Here is a 23,701-nt window from a genome sequence, read left to right as displayed (position 1 = left end):
GGTTACATTTCAAGAACCTTACATTTTTGTAAGGTGGGAAACGGGCCAGCAACGAAGTCAAAGCTATCTGCTCCAAAACAAAACGCAATCAGGGGGCAAACATCTGGGTTGGCCATCTTTCATCCTTACTGCAGTTTGAGCCAGGAGGAAAAATACGTCTCTGTCACCGGGAAATAGGTCGTCGCAAACCGGATAAACTCCTTGGTGTCCACCTGTTGATAGGCATATCTCTCGTAATACGCGCGAAGAAAACGCCAGCCTTCTTCCACATCGCCGTACTTGGAGACCAACTCCCACAGCCGCAGTGGCGGAACGACGTAAAACGCTCCGTAGGTTTCGCCGTCATACTGGTTCAACGGCAGATTGGACGGCTTCTCACCAGCCCGGTTGGCTCGAGCGAAAACCTCCTCCTCTGTCATCTTGTCGTGACCAAGCAAGAACAGAGAGACCGCGAATTCGGTTATGCCCTCGTCCAGCCAGCCCTCGTGATAGGGGTCGTTTGCCACAACAGCGTAGAACCATTGATGGGCAATCTCGTGAACGACCGTTTTTCTCAATGATGCAAGGTCGTCTTGCGGAGCGACGGTTACGATGCCGGGATACTCCATACTGGCGCCATCGTCCAGCATGATGTCCAGTTGCCGATGGGGATAGCTGCCGATCTTGTTGATGAAAAACGGCACGGCCTCCCTGGCGGCTGCCAGCACCGATTCCATTTTCCCCCTGTTCACTTCCTCGCCAAACACGCGAATCTGTACTCCGCTTACGTTGTCGGAAACGGAGGTAAGGCCGTTTACGACCGCAGCAAACACTTCTCTGACGCGAGAAATGGTCACCTGCCCCGTCTCTGTCGCTTCAACCGGATCTTGATCAGACGAACTGACGAACAGATACCCTGTTGGAATGTGATAGGAAACGGTAAAATCAGCATGACCCGTATGATAGGATTCGCTGCTGATCCGGAAATCCTGTTTGTTCCATCCGTTGTGGTACGTAGCCAGCATCGGATAGGCCTGGGCCAGGTAATAGCGTTGCCCTTTCCTGGCGAAACGAATTCCGTCCTTCGGGACCGTAAACGTGTACGAGATGCGTACTTCCCGCTTTTCGCCCGGTGCCATCCCCTCCGTCAGGGGAATGGTGAGCGTATCATGTGTAAGCTGGTAATCCGTTTTCTGCCGATCCAGGTGGAGGCTGACGATCTTCACGTCGGCCGCGTCCTTTACCGTATGGGGCTTGTTGGCGTTGGTAAACGCGTTGGGAATAAAGTAAAACAGCAAGCGATCCCAGGTATCCGGCGAATGGTTTTCCACCACAATCGTCGCCTCAGCCGTAAATTTCCCGCTGTGATCCATGTGAAAAGCCAACTGGTACGTTCCTTTGCTCCCGTCTGGAACCGGACGGGGATCAAATCCGGACAGATCGCTAACCTTGCCCGGTCTGTCTTTGGCTCCGTCCCCTGTTGACTGATTGGGTGCGTATGCAGAAATCGATATATCTGCCTCCTGGCGGGGATTCATCTGCCACAACCGGGTCGTGCCGATTGCAGCTCCTAACAGGCTGGAAACCAGCAGCACCGCAATCGTCAACTGCAGCTTCCGTTCCGTACGCTGACGATTTCGTTGTGATCCGCGAATGCCTGCGGCCGGCCTTAGGCGCATCGCCATTACCGCCGGAAAAAGAGCCCCGAGGAGGGCTGCCAATATCGGAATCAAGCCGACCCCCATCAGCCACAGGACATCGAGGCCGGGCAACTGACGGTACATCCACGCAATCAAGGCACATCCCAAAGCCAGCCCGCATCCGGAAGCGAGGAGTCCGCACATCACCCCTTCCCATACGATCAGGCGAAAAATAGCCCCGCTGCGCCAACCGACGGCCTTGAGCAACAGCAGTTCCGCTTTTCGTTCCATGACGTTTTGCCACATGATCTGCGCCGTTGTCAGCACAGCCAGTGCCAAGGCGAGTATCATCGCGATGTAATGGACATCCCCGATCTCAACGGCCACATACTGCCCCAGCCACGACGTGTACAGAACTCCCTGCAGGCGGTTCGTGACAAACTCATAAAAGACCAGAAAGCAGGTGGGCACCGCCATGGCAAAGACGGACAACAGACTGCGGCGATACCTTGCCAACAAATGGCCCCAGGCCAGAGAAAACGTTCCCTTCACCCGCACGGTCCGTCGAGTCACGGGACGCATCTCGCCATACCGCATGATTACGTGCGGCGTTATCTTGCGGACTAGCCATGCAGCCGGAATCGCCGCAAGCACATAAATGACCAGACCGCACAAACCGATGAAAAAAATACGCCACACCGGCACCGCTGCTTGTTGCTGCCATACAGCAAATCCCGCGATTGCCCAGCTAACCAGCGCGGCCCCTCCCCCCAACAGGGCCGCCTCAACAAACATCATGCCCGCCACGCGTCCGGGCCGCCAGCCGACAGCAAGCAGCAGACCGAACTCGTCTGTCCGGGCGTACAGCGTAACCAGATTGGTGGCGAACACGTAGGCAACAGCTATGAGCATCACGATACCAATCACCCCGGAAAAGCCCAGCTTCGTCTCCTGAACCAGGGTAAAAGCCGTCCCAAGCTTGATAAAAAACTGCTCCATCCACCCCGACTCGTCGTACGTACCGTTTTTCGGGATGTGAACGAGAACGGGCTGGGGAGACGATCCCAGGGTGATATCGACGATCAATCCTGTCTTGTTTTCGATCTCTTTCGCCAATAATTCTAGTTTTTCCTTATTCTCTTCACTTACCTCCTGCACTCCCTTTACCTTCAGCCGAATCGCGGCAATCGGTTTGTCACCCAACACCTCTGCTGCCGCTTCCAAGGTAGTCAACAGCAGAGGTGGACTGGTAAGAAGTCCAAACGGATTGTCAGTCGGTTTCACCTGTACCGGGGGATTTAATGGTCTGTCGTTTTTGTCCAGCACCAACCGCCCAGTAGCGGGCCGATAGGTTTCCATGGGCAGCTCGCTGTCCGGTTCTTTGGAAATACGCAACTTTTCGGGATCGTAAAACCCTATCCAGTAAGGGGTTATTTTCCGGTTTTTCCAATCAACAAAAAAATGGGTGGAGCGAAAGGAGTTGGGATATCGCTCGGGCTTCATTAAGAAGTATGTCTGAAGTTCTGCCGGAATATGGGGCTGCACCGGTATCGCCTCGTACCCGTAAGGCCAGCGTTCTGGGTAAGGACTGCTCACTTTTCGCAGGGAAAGCGAAGAAGGCTTTTCCAAAATTAGTCCACCGAGAGAGGCAGACTGGCCACCGTGATCATCGCGTGAAAAAGGCTGTCCCGTTTCAGGGTCCACGCCCGACAAACTGGCCATAATCAATTGGTGCATCTGCCGAGAGTCAAACTCATATTCCAGCCGTTCTCCAGCGCTTTTTTGTTGGTGCAGATAGGAAACCCCTCCGTTCTTCTTCACCTCTTCCATCGTCCGGTTGGCATCTTCACTCGTCGCAAACGGGAGATCCAAGCGTTCGTACCTGTAAGTAACCTTCAGGTCGCTGTCCATTCTGCTGCTCATCAGGATGGGCAGATGCATCACCTTTCGTCCGTCTCCCACATTTATCGTTGTCACTTTGTCCTGTTCCGTAAAATACCGGCTTTTCCCTATCGGCAAGACGGCTTGATCCAATCCGACCAACGCCGCTTCTGCCTGAGGATCGATGCCAACAACCAGCAGTTGTTGATTGATTCCTCCGCCCACATCTAGTATCCATGATTCCACCCCATAGTCACGCAGCGCCTGTTCCCAATCGGTCGGCATGCTCCAAGGGCCGACGGTGTAATACCTTGTCTGTTGCATCATTAGATTGGGTTGTACACCATCGTTGGCATATACCTCCACAACATGCCGATAGATTCCCGGTTGTTTGGGCTTGCTGATCTTCCCAAACGAAAAAACGGGCCTGTCGTATCCGATAGGGGCCAGCGGTGCGGCAACTTCTATATCTGACATTCTTTTGATCGCCTCGTAATCCGCGAGGCTGATTCCCCCGTGCAGACCGCTCAGATAGTTGGGTTCCAATAGCCCGTCCCGTTCCGTGACACTGCGTGTATCCGGGGGACGAACCACCAGATGATAGGCCGCCTTCCAGCGTTTTTGCAAAATATCGTGGGTCGTGCCGCTGCTGCTCTCCGTAACGCCGATAAAGTAACTGAGAACGGAACTGACGGCCAACATTCCGACCAGCAGCAGGAGAAAGCGTTCGGGGTGACGCCACCACTGTGTCCAAATATACTGAATCATCCCGTCTCCTTCCCGGAATCGGACACGATTCGCCCATCGCGCATCTCGATGATCCGATCCGCTTGATCAGCTAAGGTTTGATCATGCGTGATCAAGACAATGCCGCTACCGTGCTCCTGCTGATAGGTTCGCAGCAGTTTCACGATGTTTTCACTGTTTCTCGTATCCAGATTGCCAGTCGGTTCATCGGCAAGCAGCCAGTCCGGACGATTGACCAATGCACGGGCAATCGCCACGCGCTGCTGTTCCCCGCCCGATAATTGGGACGGCAGTGCATCGCTCTTGGCCTCCAGCCCCACCCAGGCCAGCAGTTCCCGTGCTCTCGCTTTTTTGTCATAGGAAACCTTTCGCGAAAACAACGGTGCCATCACGTTCTCCAGCGCGGTCAACGCGGGCAATAGATGAAATTGTTGGAACACGAACCCGATGTGCTCAAAACGGAAATCGGCAATTCGCTTCCCCTTCAACGCCAGAACGTCCACGTCACCGTATCTGATCGTTCCAGCCGTCGGTCGGTCAAGCGTGCCGATCAGGGTAAGCAATGTCGTCTTTCCCGACCCTGAGGGGCCGAGAATTGCGGTAAATTGTCCTTTGTCCAGCGTCAAGGTGACGGATTGAAGCGCTCGGGTAACCACACCGTCACCATGGTAGGTTTTTTCCACGTCCACAAGTGTGATGGCTGTACTCATTGGTTCCCCCTAGCTTACTTTTTCAGACGATAGGCCAATCATGTCCATAATATTCTCGTAACTGGAAACGGATTGGGTGGCTAAAATGATTCCTTCCCGGTCGATCAGCATCGCGGTTGGCACCGAATGAATCAGGTATGTATTCATAAGTCCATCCGAACGAATGAGATGAACACCATCTGGCACCTGCAAGCCTTCTTCGTAGTAGATTGGATTGGACACAACAACAATTCTGAGATCGGTGTAATGTCTTTTTACATGAGCTAATTCAGGTACCACGTGTTTGCATGTTCCGCACATGTCGTTTGTAAATACCATCAACGTATTTTTTTCTTGTTCATCCGGCATTCTTACGATTTGCCCATGCTGATCCTTTTCCCGGAAAAAAGGCGCTTTGTCTCCTTTGGCTAAAGTTTGCGGCTCTAACCGGATGTCCCCCAGCCGAAAACGATTTAAAAATTGGACAACCAGACGAACAAAAACGAACAGGATAAAGGTTTGAATAAAGACGACCACCCATAATAAAAGATTTGAGATTACCAATTTGTTATCCATACTTCCACTCCCCGCATGAGTTAAGCTAGCTTCTCCGGAAGCTCTTGATTCGTTTTGATAATTCCCAAAGGTGATTGGAGATGATAACCATCATTACAACCAACCATGAAACAATCACGACTTCAAAGATTCGTGGATAAAAAAGCTTGAAAGGCTCTCCTCTCAACAAGTTGTCCGTACTTACCCACGCAGACGGATAAAGGAAAAGCCATCCTCCCATTATCATCAAAGTGAAATTGCGCAACACAAGCCACCAGGACAGGGTGTGATTGCCTGCAATACCGCCACAACCGCAAGATACCTCCCTGCGCCCACGCACGAGATTTATTGCGATCGCGCACGAGTAGACGGCCAGAAGCAATATGCAAAGCAAAGCAGCAGCCTGTTGAAACAAACCGACACATAACAGAATCCCTGCCGCCAATTCTGTTGCCATCTCCGCACGTGCAAACGGATATGCGAGAGAAGGAGGGAGGATTCGGTAGTTGATAACAGTGGCTACATGCTCCTCCTTTTTTCGGAATTTCGTGACACTTGTACTCAAAAACAGGGTTCCCAGAATCACTCGTGCAAATAAACTCAGTTCCTCCATCCTACCACTTCCTTCGTGTATTCGCTTTCTGCGGAAAACCATTGTGCCTGCATGGTATACATGTGGTAATACTCTTGCCTGAGTTCCATCAACTCTTCATGTGTACCCATTTCCACAATTTTTCCTTCCTTCATGACAATAATTCTGTCGGCCATTCTGGATGCTGCCATCCGGTGCGAAATAAAAATGGCGATTTTCTTATCAGCAAGGAGTTTAAAGTTTTGAAAAATTTCCATTTCAGCTATTGGGTCGAGCGAAGCGGTCGGTTCGTCTAGAATCACTACTTGACTGTCGCGAAACAAGGCTCGCGCTAATGCTATTTTTTGCCATTGCCCACCTGAGAGGTCTTCTCCGTCCACCAGTAGTCTGCCCAAGGGTGTCTCATATCCTAGCGCGAATTGTTGAATGAAGGAGTCTGTTCCGCTTACTTTTGCAACGGCCTGAATCCTCTCCCAATCATCCATTCTCTTAATATCGCCAACTGCAATATTCTCTCGAACCGTTAAATGATATCGAATAAAATCCTGGAAAATCACTGTAATGTTACTCAGCAATTGTTTTTGGTCAATGTCAAAGATATTTTTTCCATCTATTTTAATCTGTCCGTGAAGAGGGGGGTACAAGCCCATTAGACATTTAATCAACGTGGTTTTTCCCGACCCATTTTGCCCTATGATGGCAATCTTCTCCTGGGGATTAATATGAAAGGAAACATTGGACAAAACATCCCGGTCACCATGAATATAGCGGAACGAAACATTTTCAAACGTGATTCCCCTCTGGATGGGAGTAGGAAATGGTTCTTGACCCTTGTTAATCTCGATGCGCGGTTCCTTAATCTCAAAAAATTGATAAAAATCTTTGATGTACAACTTCTCTTCATACAACTTTGCAAGAAGCGTGGAGATACGGTTCAATGTTCCTTGTGTTCCCTGTATCGCCTGGATAATAGCAATGAAATCGCCAATGCTCATTTTCGTTGTGCGTGCCAACCATATCAGAGCAACTGCCATGCCCATGTAAAAAAAGGACGAAACAGCCTCCATGCCAACCTCTGCCCCCCTGCTGTCTCCTTTCCAATCGAAGCGTTTCGCTCGCATTCTGTACAAATTTTTCAATCCATCGATTGAGAAAGAAGGAAGCCAACCCAAACAACCGAATTTCCTTCGCCGATGTTCGATCCTGCAGCAGGTATTTATAGTATTCCGCCTCACGGGCTACCGGGTTTTGCTTTACATGGAGACGGTATCTGAGTTGACTATATTTTGCTTGAACCAAAAAGATGGGAATTGTCGCTAAAAGACTTACAAGCAAAAGGCTCCAATGAATTACAATCAAAAAGGCCGCGTACGAACACAAACTGAGTGCAGCTTCAAACATATCAATCATGGTTCGTACAGGTGATAAAAATCTTGATCCTCCCCCCGATATCCGTTGCAAATGATTGTGATATTCTGCCAGATCAAAATACATGACGGGAACTGACGAGGTGTTTGCCAATATCATGTGCTGAACGTCAAATTCTACTTTAAATACCATCTGTTTATCTAAATATTCCTTAATATTCTTGCTTAAAGATGAAAGAACTGTAATTGAAAATTGTCCGATCAGCAACCAGACCAGAGCAACATACTCCCATGTATCACTCTGGATAAAACGAGTGACTTCATCAATTAACTCTTTTGAAATCCACAAAGTTAGAAACGGGAAGCAACCGTTTACAATACTTAATGTGACGGATGCGATCATCCACCACTTTCCTCTTTGCCACACGAATTGAATCGCTCTCACAAGATAACTACTTTTCATTTCCTGCACCTGTTTTGCCAATGGTTTGTGCCAGGTATTTCATCAAATAAGGAACCAGCAAAAATTCGCGAAGTACGACTCCCTCTTGGTTAATGACAAGAAATGTAGGGAATTTCGTGATACCGAGCCGTTTCAGATTCTTTCTGTAAAATGGTATAATATCCACAAAACGGTTATAGTCGTCATAAAATTTTTGAAAGTATTCCGCTTCATCTGCTTCTGTTATACAAGCAAACGGTAGTTGCCATCTTTCATTCTCGCGCAAAAATTCGGACAATGCTTCATGACAAGGCGGGCAAGTCGGCGATGATACTAACAGAACAGATATCTTATCTTTTACGGCAGCCGGTAAAGCCAACATGTCACCAATCGATTTCCCAACTGATTGTTGAATGGGCTTCGACCGGTAACGCGCTTGGGGAAGAAAGGAGATCTCCATTTTTAGCTTTTTGAGGAACATAACGATTTGAGCCGACAGGATCCCCCATCCTAAAGCCAAGACAATATATGAAGTAAAAATCATTACATCCCCCACCTGAACATATGTGTCTGCTCATAGATAGTGAAAAAAGGAGGTCGCCTTCATAAAGGCCTCCTTTTTCCACTACCACACAAGTATTTTGATGGCGTTTGCGCTATGAACCTCTGATCTTTGCTGATGAAATGGTTAGCAGCATCTCACTTTAGTTTCCTCACATCGTTCACCGCTTCTCGTGTCATACGTGTACTTAATATACGTTTTGGTACCGTAATCAGAGAAACAGTCAGACCAAGTGGCCAACTCGCATACATATTTGGGGCCACCGATGAATCCAGGTCTGTCGCAAGCTTCGTACATAGGAGCTACCCCAAACAAATTTGAAATTTTTTGAAACATTCCCAATCACCTCCTTGTCTGTATGTTATTTAATTCTTTATTTTCTGTCAATTGATATTTTCCATATAATGTTTTTATTATTTCGCATTATAGAGTTATTTCTTAATTTACTGTCATCAACAACAATAAGGAATATGAAGGGTATTTTTTGACTGACTTAAGACTTTCGCAAGCGAATAACAAAAAAAAACGCCCCGGCTTCTGGTGGTCAAGACCCCATTTTGTAGACACTTAAAAAACCCCCGGCCGTTAGGCCGCATGCTGACGCCTGTACTCGACTGGCGTCAGCTTATTTAATTTGATTTGCAAACGCTCCTCATTTGTCACCGCCGGGATATAATTGACCCAGGTTCGCCGGAAAGAAAATGACCCACCCATAGCGAATATATCCCCTTCGTAATTAACGGCCAAGTTAATCTTCGGAGGGAGACACATGCTAAGGAGTGGGATAGTGATATCGTTACATACCATGAGGGCAGAAGGCAAGAGTATTCGTGAAATTGCCCGTCTAACGGGGCATTCTCGAAATACAGTTCGCCGATATCTCCGGGGTGAATTCTCCCCGAAAAGGGAACCCGTAAATCTCGTGGTTCCAAGCTTGATCCGTATAAACCGTTCCTGCAGGAACGTCTTCAAGAAGGTATCTATAACTGCGAGGTTTTATTCGATCTTCTACGAGAAAAGGGGTATACCGGGGGACGTACCATCTTGAAAGACTATGTGAAGGACTTCCGTCCTCCCAAACAAGTTCCCGCTGTTCTTCGTTACGAGACGAAACCTGGTGAATACGCACAGGTCGACTGGGGACTGTGTGATTACGTAGATTTGGACGGTACAGTCCGAAAAGTGCCGGTATTTGTCATGGTATTGGGGTACTCTCGTTCCACCTATATAGAGTTCACTAAGCGTTGTGACATTCACAGCTTTCTTCGTTGCTTGATTCATGCTTTTGAATATTTTGGGGGCATCCCAAAGGTAATGCTGACCGACCAGATGAAAACCGTCGTACTGGGCATGGAAGATGATCGAAAACCTCGCTGGCATCCGCTTTTTGCCGACTTTGCTGCAGCGATTGGGCTTGTTCCAAAAGTATGCAAAGTTCGACGCCCCGAAACAAAGGGAAAAGTGGAACGAGGCGTTCAATACGTAAAAAACAACTTTCTTCCTGGCAAACGCTTCGTTGATTTACAGGATCTCAATCAACAAGCCCTACACTGGTGCGAGCGGATTAACCGCCGTATTCATGGAACAACCGGCGAACGTCCCTTTGACCGACTCCGTGAGGAAAAACTGTCGCCCATCCCTTCAGCTGAACGGTGGGAAAAATACTTGCATGAACCAAGACAGGTCAGCCGAGACGGATTTGTTAGCTACGATGGTGTACGATATGGAGTTCCATGGAGGTACAGTGGACGTGAGGTAACCGTTCGAGAAGTGAATGGGTGGGTGGAAATCTGGGCCGACGGCACATGTATTGCTCGACACCAAAAGGTCTATCGATCCCGCACAACTGTTTTTTGCGAAAACCAGTATGCAGGTCTTTCGACCGCTCAAGGATATGCCTATCCACGTCCGCAAGCCCGACAGATTTCATCGCAGCAAGTGGAAGTACGTTCGCTGGATGTCTATGAGCAGCTAACAGGGGTGGGAGCATGATTGAACTGGAACAAGCACGGCTACGCCTCGAGGAACTTGGGCTTCAGCAAGCAGCTCTCCTCTTGGATGCTCACTTGGAAGCGGCAAGTCATGGACAGCCCACCTATCTGTCCTTTCTTAACACGCTCCTTGATGCCGAGATAGCGGAACGTCAAAAACGGAATATGGAGGTACGCACCAAACTTGCACACTTGCCTTACCGAAAAACACTAGAGGAGTTCGATTTTGCTTTCCAACCCAGCATTGACGAACGGTTGATTCGAGAGCTGGCCACGATGACTTTTGTAACCCGACACGAGAATGTCTTGTTCTTAGGGCCTCCCGGAGTAGGAAAAAGTCATCTGGCGGTGGCGTTGGCTGTAGAAGCCATCTCGCAAGGGATATCCGTTTACTTTGTCAGTCTCTCGCAACTCATCGAAGATCTGCGAAAAGCTTACACGGAAAACAGGCTGGATAAACGCCTACGCATCTATATTCGACCAAAGCTCCTGATTATTGACGAAATTGGTTACTTACCGTTTGACAGTTTGGCAGCTAACCTCTTTTTCCAGGTAGTAAGTGCAAGATACGAGAGAGGGAGTATTCTGTTGACCAGCAACAAGAGTTTCGGTGAATGGGGGGAACTGATGGGCGATCCGATACTTGCTACGGCTATCCTGGATCGGCTCTTACACCATTCCCACATCGTCAATATTAGGGGGAATAGTTACCGACTTCGTGAGAAGATGAGGACTGGAGCCTACGGCTCCCCCTCTACCACCTAACCAACAAAAAATCGCCGGGTGGGTCAATTCTAAACCGGCGATGGTGGGTCAAAATAAAGTCGGCGTTGACATCATTGTAAAAACGAATGTACTCCTCAATTCGTCTTTGCGCCTCATCCAAACTTCGAATATCATAAGGATAGAGAGCTTCTGCCTTTAAGTGCGAGAAGAAACTCTCCATAGGGGAATTGTCTAAACAATTGCCCCTTCGGGACATGCTGATTCGGGCGCCAACCTTTTGCAGCATGTCGTGGTATGCATGGGACGTGTACTGGAAGCCTTGATCGCTGTGTACGATCAGTCCAGTCACGTCCTTATGCTTTTCAAATGCTTTCCGAAACGTCTCTAGGACAAGGACATTGTCATTGTGTAAGCTCACATGGTGCGCCACGATTTCGTTGTGAAACAAGTCTTTAATCGTAGATAAGAAGATACGTTGATCTCCTACACGAAACTGGGTAACATCGGTGACCCACTTCTGGTTCGGTTTCTCGGCTGTGAAGTCACGCTTCAACAAATTTTCGGCAACACGACCATCTGATTCAGCCGCTCGATACGTGCTCCGATACGCTCGTTTGCCACGAATAATGGCTTTCAGCCCAAGAATTTGCATGAGCCGTAACACCTTCTTATGATTCACAACCTTGCCGTATTGACGAAGGAGTTCCGCTTGAATTCTTCGATACCCATATATTCCTTTTCGTTCATCATAGATGGTTTGAATCTGCTGTTTCAGTTCTCCGTCTCTATCCCACTCCTTCTGTGCAAGATATCGATAATACCCACTCCTCGATACACCAAGAAGTTTGGAGAGTTCGGTAATCGGGTACAATGCTGCCACATTCTCCATCACACGATACTTTTTTCTTACACCTCCCGCATCCAGATTTCCAAACACTTTTTTAGAATTTCGTTCTCCCGTTTCAATTTTTTCACATGTCGATCTTGATCGATGTACTCTGGACGTCGTCCACGCTGATCCAAAAGACCGAACTCCCCAAGTTGTTTGTATTTCCGCATCCATTTTTTTACTCGATCCTTATCCTGGATTCCTAAATGCTCAGTGATACGTCTGTATGTCCACTTCTCCTCTACATGCAATCGTATTGCCTCCATTTTCAACGACAAAGGATAATGCTTGAACTTTTGACCTTTGATAGCCATAAAAAATTCACCCCTTAAAGTAACATCGGTTATCCCAAGGGGTTTTTCCAATGTCTACTTTAAGGGGTGCACTCTATTCCTGCCGGGAGCGTTTGTATGCGCAGCTTGCAGCAATTACAGCAGTCCAAGATGTTTGAAAATCGTATCCACGTGCTTCAGGTGATAGCGGTAGTCGAAGCAGTCGTCCAGCTCTTCCTTGGTCAGCGTGGCGGTCACGGTCGGGTCCTCTTCCAGAATGGAGCGGAACGAACGCTGTTCCTCCCACGCCTGCATGGCGCGCGGCTGCACGGTGTCGTACGCCTGCTCGCGGCTCATGCCCTTTTCGATCAGCTTCAGCATCACCTGCTGCGAGTAGATCAGGCCAAATGTGCGGTCCATGTTGCGCTTCATGTTTTCCGGGAAGACGGTCAGGTTTTTCACGATGTTCATGAAGCGGCGCAGCATGTAGTTCAACAGCTGCGTCGCATCCGGCAAAATGACGCGCTCCACCGAGGAGTGGGAGATGTCGCGTTCATGCCAGAGCGGAACGTTTTCGTAGGCGGAGAGCATGTGGCCGCGCACGACGCGGGCGAGGCCGGAGATGTTCTCGCAGCCGATGGGGTTGCGCTTGTGCGGCATCGCCGACGAACCCTTTTGTCCCTTGGCGAACGGCTCTTCCACTTCGCGCATTTCGCTCTTTTGCAGGCCGCGGATTTCCGTCGCGAACTTTTCGAGCGACGTGGCGATCAACGCCAGCGTCGCCATGTACTCGGCATGACGGTCGCGCTGCAGGGTCTGCGTGGAGATGGGGGCCGGTTTCAGTCCCAGCTTTTCGCAGACGTACTGCTCCACAAACGGGTCGATGTTGGCGTACGTGCCCACCGCTCCGGAAATTTTGCCGTACGCCACTTCTTCCTTCGCCGCGCGGAAACGAGCCAGGTTGCGCTTCATTTCTTCGTGCCAGAGCGCCAGCTTCAGGCCAAAGGTGGTCGGCTCCGCATGCACGCCGTGGGTGCGTCCCATGCATACGGTGTCCTTGTGCTCGCGCGCCTTGTCGGCGAGGATGGCGATAAAGTCCTCCAGGTCCTTTTCCAAAATCTTGTTGGCCTGAAGCAGCAGGTAGGAGAGCGCCGTGTCCACCACGTCGGTGGAGGTGAGGCCGTAGTGCACCCACTTCTTTTCTTCGCCCAGCGTTTCCGAGACGGCGCGGGTGAAGGCAACGACGTCGTGGCGCGTCTCCTCTTCGATTTCGTAAATCCGCTTGATGTCAAAGCCGGCATTTTCACGCAGCTTTTTCACGTCTTCCTCCGGGATGACGCCCAGCTTGGCCCACGCCTCGCAGGCGAGGAGTTCCACTTCCAGCCACGCCTTGAACTTGTTTTCTTCGGTCCAGATGGCGCGCATCTCCGGTCGCGTATAACGATCAATCATGGTTTACCTCCGCTTGGTTCGTCCAGATTTCCAGTCGATCAATCTGCGCCAGCGCCTCCTCGACGCTGGGCGCCAGCACGTTTATATGCCCCATTTTTCGCTTGGGCTTGCTTTCGTGTTTGCCGTACAGGTGCAGCTTGGCCGTCCGCGGCAGCTGGTCGATGCGGTCCAGCACCGGCTGCAGGTGCTCCCCGAGGATGTTGACCATGACCACGGGGGAGAGCAGTTCCGTCGAGCCCAACGGCAGGTCGCACACGGCCCGCACGTGCTGCTCAAACTGCGAAGTGACGCAGGCATCCATCGTGTAGTGGCCGGAGTTGTGCGGACGGGGGGCCAGCTCATTTACATAGAGTTCCCCGTTTGCGGTGAGAAACATCTCGACCGCGATCAGGCCGACAACGTCCAGCCGTTCGGCGATGGTCCGGGCGATCGCTTCCGCCCGCTGCCGGATGTCGTCCGGCACCCGCGCCGGCACGATGGACAGGTGCAGAATGTTCTCCCGGTGTACATTTTCCGCCGCAGGAAAAACGGCCAGCTCGCCGGACGGATTGCGCGCCGCGATCACGGACAACTCCAGTTGAAACGGCACAAACTGTTCCACGATCAGTTCCGTGCCCGCTTTGGACAACGTATCATACGCTTCGGCCAGCTCCGCTTCGCTTCTCAGGACCCACTGTCCCTTGCCGTCGTAGCCGCCGGTAGCTGTTTTCATCACCGCCGGCAGACCCAGATCGGCAATCGCCGCCCGCAGGCTGTCCAGCGAGTCAATCACGCGAAACGGCGCCACCGGAATCCCCAGCTCCGCGATCGCCGTCTTTTCGCGGATGCGGTTCTGGGTGATGCGCAAGAGACGGCTGCCCTGCGGGACATAGGCCTGGCTTTCCAGCACTTCCGCCACGCGCGCGTCCACGTTTTCAAATTCGTAACTGATCACATCGCTGATCTTCGCCAACTGCATGGCCGCATCCACGTCGTCGTAGCGGGCGACGATCTGCCGGTCGGCCGCCTGGCCGCAGGGCGCGTCCTCAGTCGGGTCCATTGTGACGAAACGGTATCCCATGGCCCGGCCGGCCAACGCGATCATGCGCCCCAACTGGCCGCCGCCGAGAATCCCGATGGTTGCGCCTGGTTTGATCGGAGTTCTGTTCGTCATGCCAATTCACTTGCCTCCAACACATTCTTGCGGATCGCGTCCCGTCTGGCGACAAACCGCTCCTGGATCTCTGGATACTTGATGCCGAGGATCTGGGCCGCCAGCAATCCGGCGTTGACCGCGCCTGCCTTGCCGATCGCCACGGTGGCCACCGGCACGCCGCCCGGCATTTGTACGATCGAGAGCAGCGAGTCCAAACCGTTCAGGCTGGATGATTTGACCGGTACGCCGATCACCGGCAGTTCCGTCTTGGCCGCCACCATCCCGGGCAGATGGGCAGCGCCGCCCGCTCCCGCGATAATCACCTCAAGGCCGCGGCTTTTGGCGCTCTCGGCGTATTCAAACATCAGGTCGGGCGTGCGGTGCGCCGACACCACTCTCTTTTCGTACGGGATTGCGAGCTCGTCCAAAATCGCGCAGGCGTCCTTCATTGTCTCCCAGTCCGACGTGCTGCCCATGATGACACCCACCAACGGTTTGACCATGACACACTTCGCTCCTCTCTGTCAATGTCAGAAGAAAACCCAAACGACATCGGCCGCGCATTGGCCGCTCATCGCCTGGGCTGGCTAGTATGGATCTCACGCTTATCAACATCTTCAGTGTAACAGGGGGAGCGATCGCCTGTCAACCTTGATTCCGAACGTTAATAATTTCATGATATCAAAACATTCGTTTTTAATCATTCAATCGATCAATATCGGATATCCGTTGCGCAATCTCACGCAAAAAAAGACTGCCGCGCCGAGGCGCCGACAGTCTTTGTGATGCTGTTTCTATTCCCGCAGCCAGATGAAGTACGCCAAAAATACGAAGAAGAGCACGTACATCACCGGATGCACTTCGCGGCCTTTGCCTTTCAGCAGTTTGGTGATCGGGTAGACGATAAATCCGGCGGCGATCCCGGACGCGATGCTGTAGGTCAGCGGCATCATCAGAATCGTCAGGAAAGCAGGGAACGCTTCCTCCATCTCACTCCAGGCGATGTTCGCCATGTGCGACGCCATCAGCACGCCGACGATGATCAGTGCCGGAGCCGTTACCGCAGGCGTGACAACCGCGAGTACCGGCGAGAAGAACAGCGCCAGCAGGAACAGCGCACCCGTGACCACGGAGGCAAATCCGGTCCGTCCGCCGGCGGCTACACCCGCAGCCGACTCGATGTAGCTGGTCGTCGTGGACGTGCCAAGCACCGCACCGGCCATCCCGGCGATTGCATCGGAAGCGAGGGCGCTGCCCGCACGCGGCAGTTTGCCGTCTTTCAACAGACCTGCCTGGCTGGCCACACCCAGCAGCGTACCGGTCGCGTCAAAGAAGTCCACAAACAGGAACGTGAATACCACGATCAGCATCTTCATGCTGAACAGCGCGGAGAAATCGCCGAGGTACTGGAACGCAGCGCCGAACGTAGGTGCCAGGCTCGGCGGCATGGAGACGATCTTCTCCGGCAGGTTGACCAGCCCAAAGAACATCCCGACAATGGCGGTCACCAGCATGCCGATGAAAATGGCCGCGTTCACCTTGCGGGACATCAGCACCGCAGTGAGAATCAGGCCAAATACGGCCAATAGCGCGTTTTTCACAGCCAAAATCTCTTCCGGTTTCATGCCTTCCTGTATCGTCAGATGGCCGAGCGAGACGAATGTTGCCGGGTTGTCGACGATGATACCGGCATTTTTCAGTCCGATGAAGGCAATAAACAAACCGATCCCGGCCGATACCGCGTTTTTCAGCCCCTGCGGAATGGAGTTGACGATCGCTTCGCGGATGCCGGTCAGCGACAGCAGCAGGAAAATCGAGCAGGAGAGAAATACGCCGGCCAGCGCTTGCTGCCAGGGAATGCCCATCGTCAGCACGACGGTGTAGGTGAAAAAGGCGTTCAGCCCCATGCCCGGCGCCTGCGCAATCGGCAGACGGCCGACAAAAGCCATCACCAGCGTCCCGATGGCGGCTGCCAGCGCAGTCGCGGTAAAGACGGCTCCGAATTCCGGATAGTTCGCTTTCAGCTCCGGCGGCAGGTCCGCCCCGCTGAGCATGTACGGATTGACAGCCAGGATGTAGGCCATGGCCAAAAACGTGGTTATGCCGGCGATTGTCTCGCGGCGGTAGTTGGTGCCCAGCTTGTCAAATTCAAAATACTTCCGCACCGAATAGACCCCCCAAGTATTGTTTGCGGCAAATGAAAAAGGTCGAGGCGCAAACAACGCCTCGACTCCGAACAAAACACACCGGGCAAAACAGAATGATAAGATCTGCAGACGCATCCCGTTGACGTTTCGTTCGTAGCCAGGCCGTTTACGGCGACCTCGTAGAAACTCCCGAGCCATATTCCCGGGATTATACGAACCTTCTTCCTTACCTGTTCACAACGAGAAGTGTATCAGGAAGAATATTTAATGTCAACGGAAAATACGAACGTTAATTTTTCCTTATCGATTAATATCCGGTTATTCCCACTCAATGGTTGCCGGCGGCTTGGAGGTGATGTCGTACACGACGCGGTTGACGTTCTCTACCTCGTTTACGATGCGGGTGGAGATTTTCTCCAGCACATCCCACGGAATGCGCGCCCAGTCAGCCGTCATGCCGTCGATCGAGGTGACCGCGCGGATGCCCACCGTGTAGGAGTAAGTGCGAACGTCGCCCATGACGCCCACGCTCTTCATGTCGGGCAGCGCTGTAAAGTACTGCCAGATTTCCCGTTCCAGGCCCGCTTTGGCAATCTCTTCACGCAGGATGGCGTCCGATTCCCGAACGATCTCCAGCTTTTCTTCCGTTACTTCGCCCAGGACGCGAATCCCCAGACCCGGTCCCGGGAACGGTTGGCGCCATACGATTTCGTCCGGCAGGCCCAGTTCGGTCCCCAGCTTGCGCACTTCGTCCTTGAACAGGGTTTTCAGCGGTTCGATGAGCTTGAACTTCATGTCTTCCGGCAGACCGCCCACATTGTGGTGGGACTTGATCGTGTGGGCCGTTGCCGTTCCGCTTTCCACGATGTCGGTATACAGCGTTCCCTGCGCCAAGAACTCCATGTCGGTCAGCTTGGACGCTTCTTCGTCAAAGACGTAAATGAATTCGTTGCCGATGATCTTCCGCTTCTGCTCCGGATCGGTGACGCCTTTCAGCTTGTCGAGGAAGCGGCGGCGTGCGTCAATTTTGATCACGCGCATGTTGAACTTCTCGGCGAACGTCTCCATGACGCTTTCCGCTTCTCCTTTGCGCAGCAGGCCGTGATCCACGAACATGCAGGTCAGCTGATCGCCGATCGCTCTGTGAATCAATGCCGCCACGACGGAGGAGTCGACCCCGCCGCTCAGCGCGCACAGGACTTTCTTGTCACCCACGGTTTCGCGGATGCGCTTGACTTCGTCCTCGATAAAGGTGGTCATGCTCCAGGTGCCTTCACAGCCGCAGATATGAAACAGGAAGTTGGCGATAAACTCGTTTCCTTTTACCGTATGGCGCACTTCCGGGTGGAACTGAACGCCGTACAGCTTGCGCTCCGGATTGCTGATCGCCGCTACCGGACAGCTGTCGCTGACCGCATCCACGCGGAACCCTTCCGGCAGCTCCACCACTTTGTCGGAGTGGCTCATCCAGACGATTTCGTTTTCGTCCCACTTGTCATAGAGGCTGTGTCGCTGCTGCAGGCGAAGCTCAGCCTTGCCGTACTCGCGCTTCCCGGCGCGCTCCACCTTGCCGGCGAGCATGTGGCTCATCAACTGCATGCCGTAGCAGATGCCCAGCACTGGCACGCCCAGATCAAAAATGGCCGGGTCCACCTTGGGCGCCCCTTCTTCGTACACGCTGGCAGGACCGCCGGAGAATATAATCCCCTTCGGCTGCATCTCCTTGATTTTTTCCACCGGCGTATTGTAGGGCAGCAGCTCGCTGTACACGCCCAGGTCGCGAACACGCCGCGCGATCAACTGATTGTACTGCCCTCCAAAATCCAGAACGACGACCATTTCCATTGGCTTGTCCATGTATATCCTCCTTATCCTGTTTACGCCAGGTTGTCACCGGAAGTTTCCACCCTGCCCTCGGATGTACGGCCCGCTAAGGTCCGGCCCCAAAAAAACCGGGACTGTCGCCTCCGGTTTACCGACGCGGAGGCAGAGTCCCAGTTTGTGTACACTTGTGCGGTTGCATGTACAAAAATCCGAAGTCCTCTCCTCGTAGTCGCTCGATTTACGGTCGAGCGGTAGAAACTTTCAGGCCCTATCCCTGAGATTATACGAGTCTCATTGAAGGACATTCTAACAGACTGCGGGTGAATGTTCAAGGTTTCAGTTGACGGGTAAGCCGTTCGATCACTTGTTCCGCCACCGAGCGTGCCTTGGCTTCGATATCCTTATAGCCGTACAGCATGCGCTCGTACACATGGGTCAGGTACCACAAGTCCTGCCGCTTGTCGCCGGAGATGACCAGGCGGCTGACGTATTCGCGCAGGGTTTCCCCCTGTCGGCGGCTGCTGTACAGGTGCTCCACCAAACGCAGCAGCAGCCTGTAGCGATCCTCGTACCTGCCGTTCGGATAGCTGCTCATCTGCTGCTGCAGCCACCAGACCGCAAAGTGCCGCCTGCGCTTCCAGGCCACCGCCCCGGCCACAGCCAGCAGTCCCAGTCCAAACGCGTACACCTGCCACGGAATGTCAATCGACGAGCCAGAGGTGCTGACTGATCCTTCCAATTCGTCAAGCCGTCCGTTTCTCCGCTCCTCGGCCGTTGTTCCGCCGAGGTCTGGCAGCGGGAGCGGCGCTTGCTGCTCCGTCGTCTGCCGGTCGTATTTTACACGGATCGGCGACACAAACGTGCTGGTCGCCTCAAACGGAATCCAGCCGTGACCCGGGAAGTACACTTCCACCCAGGAGTGGGCGTCCTTGTTGCGCACCTCCACCAGTTCGTTCCCGTTGCCGTCGCTGCCGACCCGATGACCGGGAGCAAAGCCTTTTACCCAGCGGGCGGGAATGCCGATCGTCCGCAGCATCACGGCCATCGAGGTGGAAAAGTGATCGCAGTACCCCCTGCGGGTCTCAAACAGAAACTGGTCGACAAAATCCTCGCCCGGTGCGGGCATTTGCACATCCTTGGTCTCGTATTTATATTCTCCGCTGGTGCGCAGGTAATTCTCGATCGCCCGCACTTTTTCGTACGGTGTTTTCGCGTCCTTGGTCACCTGTTGGGCCAGATCGCGGATTCTCGGCGGCAGGCTGTCGGGAAGCTGCAGGTAGCGCTGCCTGATCGCTTCGGGATAGTCGGTGCCCGCCTGGATCATCGCCTTTTCACTGATGATCGGCACTTCCGCCACCAGTTGGTAATTGTCCAGATTCAACATCTGCGTATGGGGGCCCACCGCCGCTCCTCTTCCGGACTGCTTCACCAGTCTGATCGTGCCGTTCCGCACTTCCACATGCTGATGTTCCTTGTCGTACACCAGCGTCGCCTTCGACGGGGTGTAGTCCGTCAGTTGTTTCAACTGTCCCGGGTAAAAGACGGTCGGAAACTTCGGCCCCTGAAATTCCAGCGAAGCCTTTACCTCTTTCGTCTCCATCCCCTCAAACAGCGCGTGATTCCATCGATACGATTTCGGGGTCAGGATCTCGTCGAACTCCCCGTCCCTTTTTTTCCATCCGCTCCCCGTATACACGTCTTTGGAATCGCCGCGCCAATAGGAGCGCTCATTGGTGATGGCCATGAACACCACGGTCTCGTCCATCGTAAACGGACCGCCCAGGTGCTCGTCGTTGTTGTCGTACCCCACCTTTTTCATCAACCCGTCGCCAAGACCGCCCTTTTGTCCAGTGAGAAACGCGATCGGGTCCGGCCAGGAAGCTTCCTTTTTCGGCGCCGCGTTGGCGATGCCGACCGTGACCGCCACAATCAGCACTGGTGCCAACAAGGATTTCCACAGCGTCCAGCGCCGACCGCCGGTAATGGGCGCCTTGTTGGACATGACGAGCAGCTGGGTGACAGCCAACAGCAAAAATCCGTACACAAGGGTGCGGACGATCCCCCCGTCTGCTTCATACGGCATAAACGTATCCAGCACGGCCAGGTACAGTTCGGTCAGAAAGACAAACCACAGCCCCTGCCGCTGTTCCAGCACCAGATACGACAGCATCGAAATCAACACCACGAGGAGCAGATCAAACAGCGCATTGCGCGAGAGCGGCGTCATGGCCGTCCACTCCTGTTGAAGCGCCAGCGGCAGGTCGTGAACGACCCGGACAAACAGCTCTCTCAGCCATTGCCCGTCGAAAAACGAGATGGCAAAAAAACTGCTGTGCAAAATCACCAGGAGGCCCACCAGCTTGACCGGAAACGTCAGCCAGCGGTACGGCACCACCAGGTCGATCAGCAGTACGCCAGCGGCAATCACCAAAAACGGCGCCAGGGTGCCGGTGTCAGTCAGCTCCTGAAGCGGCAGCAGCCACTCCCGCAGCATCAGAAACAAGAGCAGCGCCGCGATCCACTCAAATCCTTTGGGTCGCTTCCATACGCTCATGACGTCACGCACCTCCGATCCGCTTCCATTCTTCGACATCGCTCATCGGAACCGCCTTGCAGGTGACCCTGCCTGATGCCAGCAGCCGCAGGGCCTGCTTCTCGTCGAGCGACAACAAAGGATCGTCGTGCACATACAGCAGTTGGACGCGCCGGCCTCGATGGGACAACCGGGTCAGGAGGTCGACCAGCTCCTTGTCGAGGCAGGCCGTGATCACTGTCAGCGTCACGCCCGGCGGCTGCTCCAGCGCTTCCCGACGAAGGATGCGGACAAACGAGTCCGTCCCCTCCGGCATGACGCGGGCCAACTGGTCAAATACCCGGAAAAAATGCGTCGGAGAACAGGCCGGCGGAATGGCCACCCGATCCTTTTGCTTGTACACCAATCCGTAGTGATACTGGTTGCGGTTGGCGTACGCGGTCTGGCTGGCGGTCAGTTTGACTGCTGTTTCAAACAGCTGGAACGGCTTGTTCTGATAATGCTCTTTTTCCACGTCGAGAAAAAACACGACCTGGTTCATCGCCTGGTGCTCGAATTCCTTTGTCTTCAGCCCGGTTCCCCTGGCCGACGCCCGCCAGTGAATCTGGCTCATCCGATCGCCGCGCTGATAGTCCCGGACGCCCCGCACTGCCGCAACATCATCCGAATAGCGGTGCGAGACGTGAATCGTCCCGCTGAAGTTGCCGTCTCCCAACGACCAGCTGTTTAGCTCCCGGTAGCGGGGATAGACCAATAAGTCGTTGGAGAGGGGGAACGTTCGCCGCCGCTCGATAAACCCGAAAAAATCGCCGCCGCTGATGACGCATGCTTCCAGGTGATAGTAGCCGCGCGGCAGTCCCGGAATGACGTAGCGAAACTCCACGCTGCGCTTGAACCAGGGAAAGACAAGCTGACGGTGCGGCTCATACACACCGGCCAGCCGTTCGGGCAGAGGTTCGATCACCATGTTCCACCCCAGCGGAAACCAAATCCTCCGCTTCAGCCGGACGGTCACGATCACGTCCTCTCCTTCTTGCAGGCGCGAACGATCGATTTCACGTTCAACTTCAAGGCCGGTAAACATGAGGGAAAAGGCAAGCACTTCGTACGCCAAGAATACCAGGCAGCTGTAGAACAAAAACCAACTGGCAAATCCGCCTTGAAACTTGGCAAACGCGTACGTGATCGCGATCAGCACAAGTGCCTTGCTCTTCCCGGATATCAATTCTTTCATACGCGTCACCGCCTCTAGCTGACCGGCACGCGAGTTTCCGACAGGATCGCGGACAGAATCCGGTCGATTGTCGCTCCTTCCAGACGCGCTTCCGGTTTGAGAATGATCCGGTGGGCAAAGGTCACAGGCACCAGTTCCTTCACGTCATCGGGAATGACGTAATCCCGTCCGCGTACGAACGCCAGCGCCTGCACAGCTCGGAACAGCGCCAGCGCGCCCCGTGGGCTGACGCCCAAGTAGACCTGGTGATGATCGCGCGTCCGGTGGCACAGGCGGACGATATACTCCTTGACCGACTCCGATACCTTGACAGCGGCGACCTGGCGCTGCAGCTCGGCCAGATCGTCCGCAGTCATCACCGGCTCCAGCTGTTCCAGCGGATTGGCTGCAGCAAAGCGGTTCAGCATGCGCATTTCTTCGTCCACTGTGGGATAGCCCAGGCGAAGCTGCAGGAGAAAACGGTCCAGCTGCGCTTCCGGCAGCGGAAAGGTTCCTTCGTACTCCAGGGGGTTTTGCGTCGCCATAACGAAAAATGGCTCCGCCAACCGATACGTCACTCCGTCTACCGTGACCGAGCGTTCTTCCATTGCTTCCAGCAAGGCCGACTGGGTTTTGGGCGATGTCCGGTTAATTTCATCGGCCAAAATCACATTGGCGAAGATGGGACCGGGGCGAAACTCAAATTCCATGCTTTTTTGATTATAGATCGCCACGCCCGTCACGTCCGTCGGCAATAAGTCAGGCGTAAACTGAATGCGTTTGAAGTCCCCCCCGATCGAGCGAGCCAACGCACGGACCAGCATAGTTTTGCCCACGCCCGGAACGTCTTCCAACAATACATGGCCGTTTGCCAAGATGGCCGTCACGCATAACTCAATGATCGACCGTTTGCCAATCAACACGTTCTCGATATTCCCAATCAATTTCTCCACAGCAGGGTGAGTCTGTTCCAATTTCATTTGATTCATGGTGACACAACTCCTGTTCCCGTGTTATCGTCCAGTACGGCAATCGCAATGGCCTGACAGCTTGTCCATGACCATC

General features: G+C 53.2%; 18 protein-coding genes, 1 pseudogene and 2 riboswitches. Of the genes and pseudogenes, 2 read left to right on the top strand and 17 right to left on the bottom strand.

The genetic code is table 11. The features are described from left to right. Positions 1 to 125: 125 nt before the first annotated feature. From IRT44_RS07775 to IRT44_RS07745, 7 genes are read right to left on the bottom strand one after another with little or no spacing between them, the layout of a single operon-like run. Positions 126 to 4,268: an FtsX-like permease family protein gene (locus IRT44_RS07775; protein ID WP_230077696.1), complete on the bottom strand. Its 4,143-nt coding sequence runs from the start codon at positions 4,266 to 4,268 to the stop codon at positions 126 to 128. Continuing rightward, the gene (locus IRT44_RS07770; protein WP_171567417.1) at positions 4,265 to 4,957 is read right to left on the bottom strand and encodes an ABC transporter ATP-binding protein; all 693 of its coding nucleotides are present in this window, start codon (positions 4,955 to 4,957) and stop codon (positions 4,265 to 4,267) included. The genes IRT44_RS07775 and IRT44_RS07770 overlap by 4 nt, the downstream gene beginning before the upstream one ends. A gap of 9 nt (positions 4,958 to 4,966) precedes the next feature. Next, positions 4,967 to 5,512: a TlpA family protein disulfide reductase gene (locus IRT44_RS07765; protein ID WP_171567416.1), complete on the bottom strand. Its 546-nt coding sequence runs from the start codon at positions 5,510 to 5,512 to the stop codon at positions 4,967 to 4,969. A gap of 25 nt (positions 5,513 to 5,537) precedes the next feature. After that, positions 5,538 to 6,104, bottom strand: coding sequence for a MauE/DoxX family redox-associated membrane protein (locus IRT44_RS07760; protein WP_171567415.1), 567 nt, complete (start codon positions 6,102 to 6,104; stop codon positions 5,538 to 5,540). Continuing rightward, a complete protein-coding gene (locus IRT44_RS07755; protein WP_230077868.1) occupies positions 6,092 to 7,078 on the bottom strand; it encodes an ABC transporter ATP-binding protein in 987 nt (328 codons plus the stop codon). Before IRT44_RS07755 ends, IRT44_RS07760 begins: the two co-directional genes overlap by 13 nt. After that, on the bottom strand, positions 6,984 to 7,853 hold the full coding sequence (locus IRT44_RS07750; RefSeq protein WP_230077695.1) for an ABC transporter transmembrane domain-containing protein: 870 nt from the start codon (positions 7,851 to 7,853) through the stop codon (positions 6,984 to 6,986). The genes IRT44_RS07755 and IRT44_RS07750 overlap by 95 nt, the downstream gene beginning before the upstream one ends. A 49-nt stretch (positions 7,854 to 7,902) precedes the next feature. Further along, entirely contained in the window at positions 7,903 to 8,436 is a 534-nt protein-coding gene (locus IRT44_RS07745; protein ID WP_171567413.1) for a TlpA family protein disulfide reductase, read from the bottom strand. A gap of 787 nt (positions 8,437 to 9,223) precedes the next feature. On the opposite strand from IRT44_RS07745, the pseudogene istA reads away from it, so the two are divergent. Then, a pseudogene (gene istA, locus IRT44_RS07740) lies at positions 9,224 to 10,446 on the top strand (IS21 family transposase). Beyond that, entirely contained in the window at positions 10,443 to 11,210 is a 768-nt protein-coding gene (gene istB / locus IRT44_RS07735; RefSeq protein ID WP_230076768.1) for an IS21-like element helper ATPase IstB, read from the top strand. The pseudogene istA and the gene istB overlap by 4 nt, the downstream one beginning before the upstream one ends. Here istB and IRT44_RS07730 read toward each other — a convergent pair. The 10 genes from IRT44_RS07730 to IRT44_RS07685 all read right to left on the bottom strand — a co-directional run bounded on the left by IRT44_RS07730 (position 11,200) and on the right by IRT44_RS07685 (position 23,625). After that, on the bottom strand, positions 11,200 to 12,060 hold the full coding sequence (locus IRT44_RS07730; RefSeq protein ID WP_230077694.1) for an IS3 family transposase: 861 nt from the start codon (positions 12,058 to 12,060) through the stop codon (positions 11,200 to 11,202). The two genes, istB and IRT44_RS07730, sit on opposite strands and share 11 nt — an antisense overlap. Positions 12,061 to 12,077: 17 nt before the next feature. After that, positions 12,078 to 12,374 carry a helix-turn-helix domain-containing protein gene (locus IRT44_RS07725; protein WP_171566349.1) on the bottom strand — a complete coding sequence of 99 codons (297 nt, stop codon included), beginning with the start codon at positions 12,372 to 12,374 and terminating at the stop codon, positions 12,078 to 12,080. A gap of 114 nt (positions 12,375 to 12,488) precedes the next feature. Then, positions 12,489 to 13,784 carry an adenylosuccinate lyase gene (gene purB / locus IRT44_RS07720; RefSeq protein WP_230077693.1) on the bottom strand — a complete coding sequence of 432 codons (1,296 nt, stop codon included), beginning with the start codon at positions 13,782 to 13,784 and terminating at the stop codon, positions 12,489 to 12,491. Beyond that, positions 13,777 to 14,937, bottom strand: a complete 1,161-nt coding sequence (purK, locus tag IRT44_RS07715; RefSeq protein WP_230077692.1) for a 5-(carboxyamino)imidazole ribonucleotide synthase — start codon at positions 14,935 to 14,937, stop codon at positions 13,777 to 13,779. The genes purB and purK overlap by 8 nt, the downstream gene beginning before the upstream one ends. After that, a complete protein-coding gene (purE, locus tag IRT44_RS07710; RefSeq protein ID WP_171567584.1) occupies positions 14,934 to 15,422 on the bottom strand; it encodes a 5-(carboxyamino)imidazole ribonucleotide mutase in 489 nt (162 codons plus the stop codon). Before purE ends, purK begins: the two co-directional genes overlap by 4 nt. Before the next feature lie 291 nt (positions 15,423 to 15,713). Then, positions 15,714 to 17,084 (bottom strand): NCS2 family permease, encoded by a 1,371-nt coding sequence (locus IRT44_RS07705; RefSeq protein ID WP_171567585.1) that lies wholly within the window; start codon positions 17,082 to 17,084, stop codon positions 15,714 to 15,716. 116 nt (positions 17,085 to 17,200) lie between these two features. Next, a riboswitch (purine riboswitch) is annotated at positions 17,201 to 17,302 on the bottom strand. Positions 17,303 to 17,384: 82 nt separating this feature from the next. Further along, positions 17,385 to 18,923 (bottom strand): glutamine-hydrolyzing GMP synthase, encoded by a 1,539-nt coding sequence (gene guaA / locus IRT44_RS07700; RefSeq protein WP_171567586.1) that lies wholly within the window; start codon positions 18,921 to 18,923, stop codon positions 17,385 to 17,387. 173 nt (positions 18,924 to 19,096) lie between these two features. Next, positions 19,097 to 19,198, bottom strand: a riboswitch (purine riboswitch). 20 nt (positions 19,199 to 19,218) lie between these two features. Then, a complete protein-coding gene (locus IRT44_RS07695; protein ID WP_230077691.1) occupies positions 19,219 to 21,444 on the bottom strand; it encodes a DUF4129 domain-containing transglutaminase family protein in 2,226 nt (741 codons plus the stop codon). Positions 21,445 to 21,448: 4 nt separating this feature from the next. After that, on the bottom strand, positions 21,449 to 22,657 hold the full coding sequence (locus tag IRT44_RS07690) for a DUF58 domain-containing protein (RefSeq protein WP_171567588.1): 1,209 nt from the start codon (positions 22,655 to 22,657) through the stop codon (positions 21,449 to 21,451). Between the two features lie 14 nt (positions 22,658 to 22,671). Further along, positions 22,672 to 23,625 carry an AAA family ATPase gene (locus tag IRT44_RS07685; protein ID WP_171567589.1) on the bottom strand — a complete coding sequence of 318 codons (954 nt, stop codon included), beginning with the start codon at positions 23,623 to 23,625 and terminating at the stop codon, positions 22,672 to 22,674. Positions 23,626 to 23,701: the final 76 nt, after the last annotated feature.

The organism is Brevibacillus sedimenti, from assembly GCF_020923495.1.
Taxonomy (GTDB): domain Bacteria; phylum Bacillota; class Bacilli; order Brevibacillales; family Brevibacillaceae; genus Brevibacillus; species Brevibacillus aydinogluensis.
Note: the sequence above shows the minus strand (reverse complement) of the source record. Positions and strands in the feature narration are given on the sequence as shown.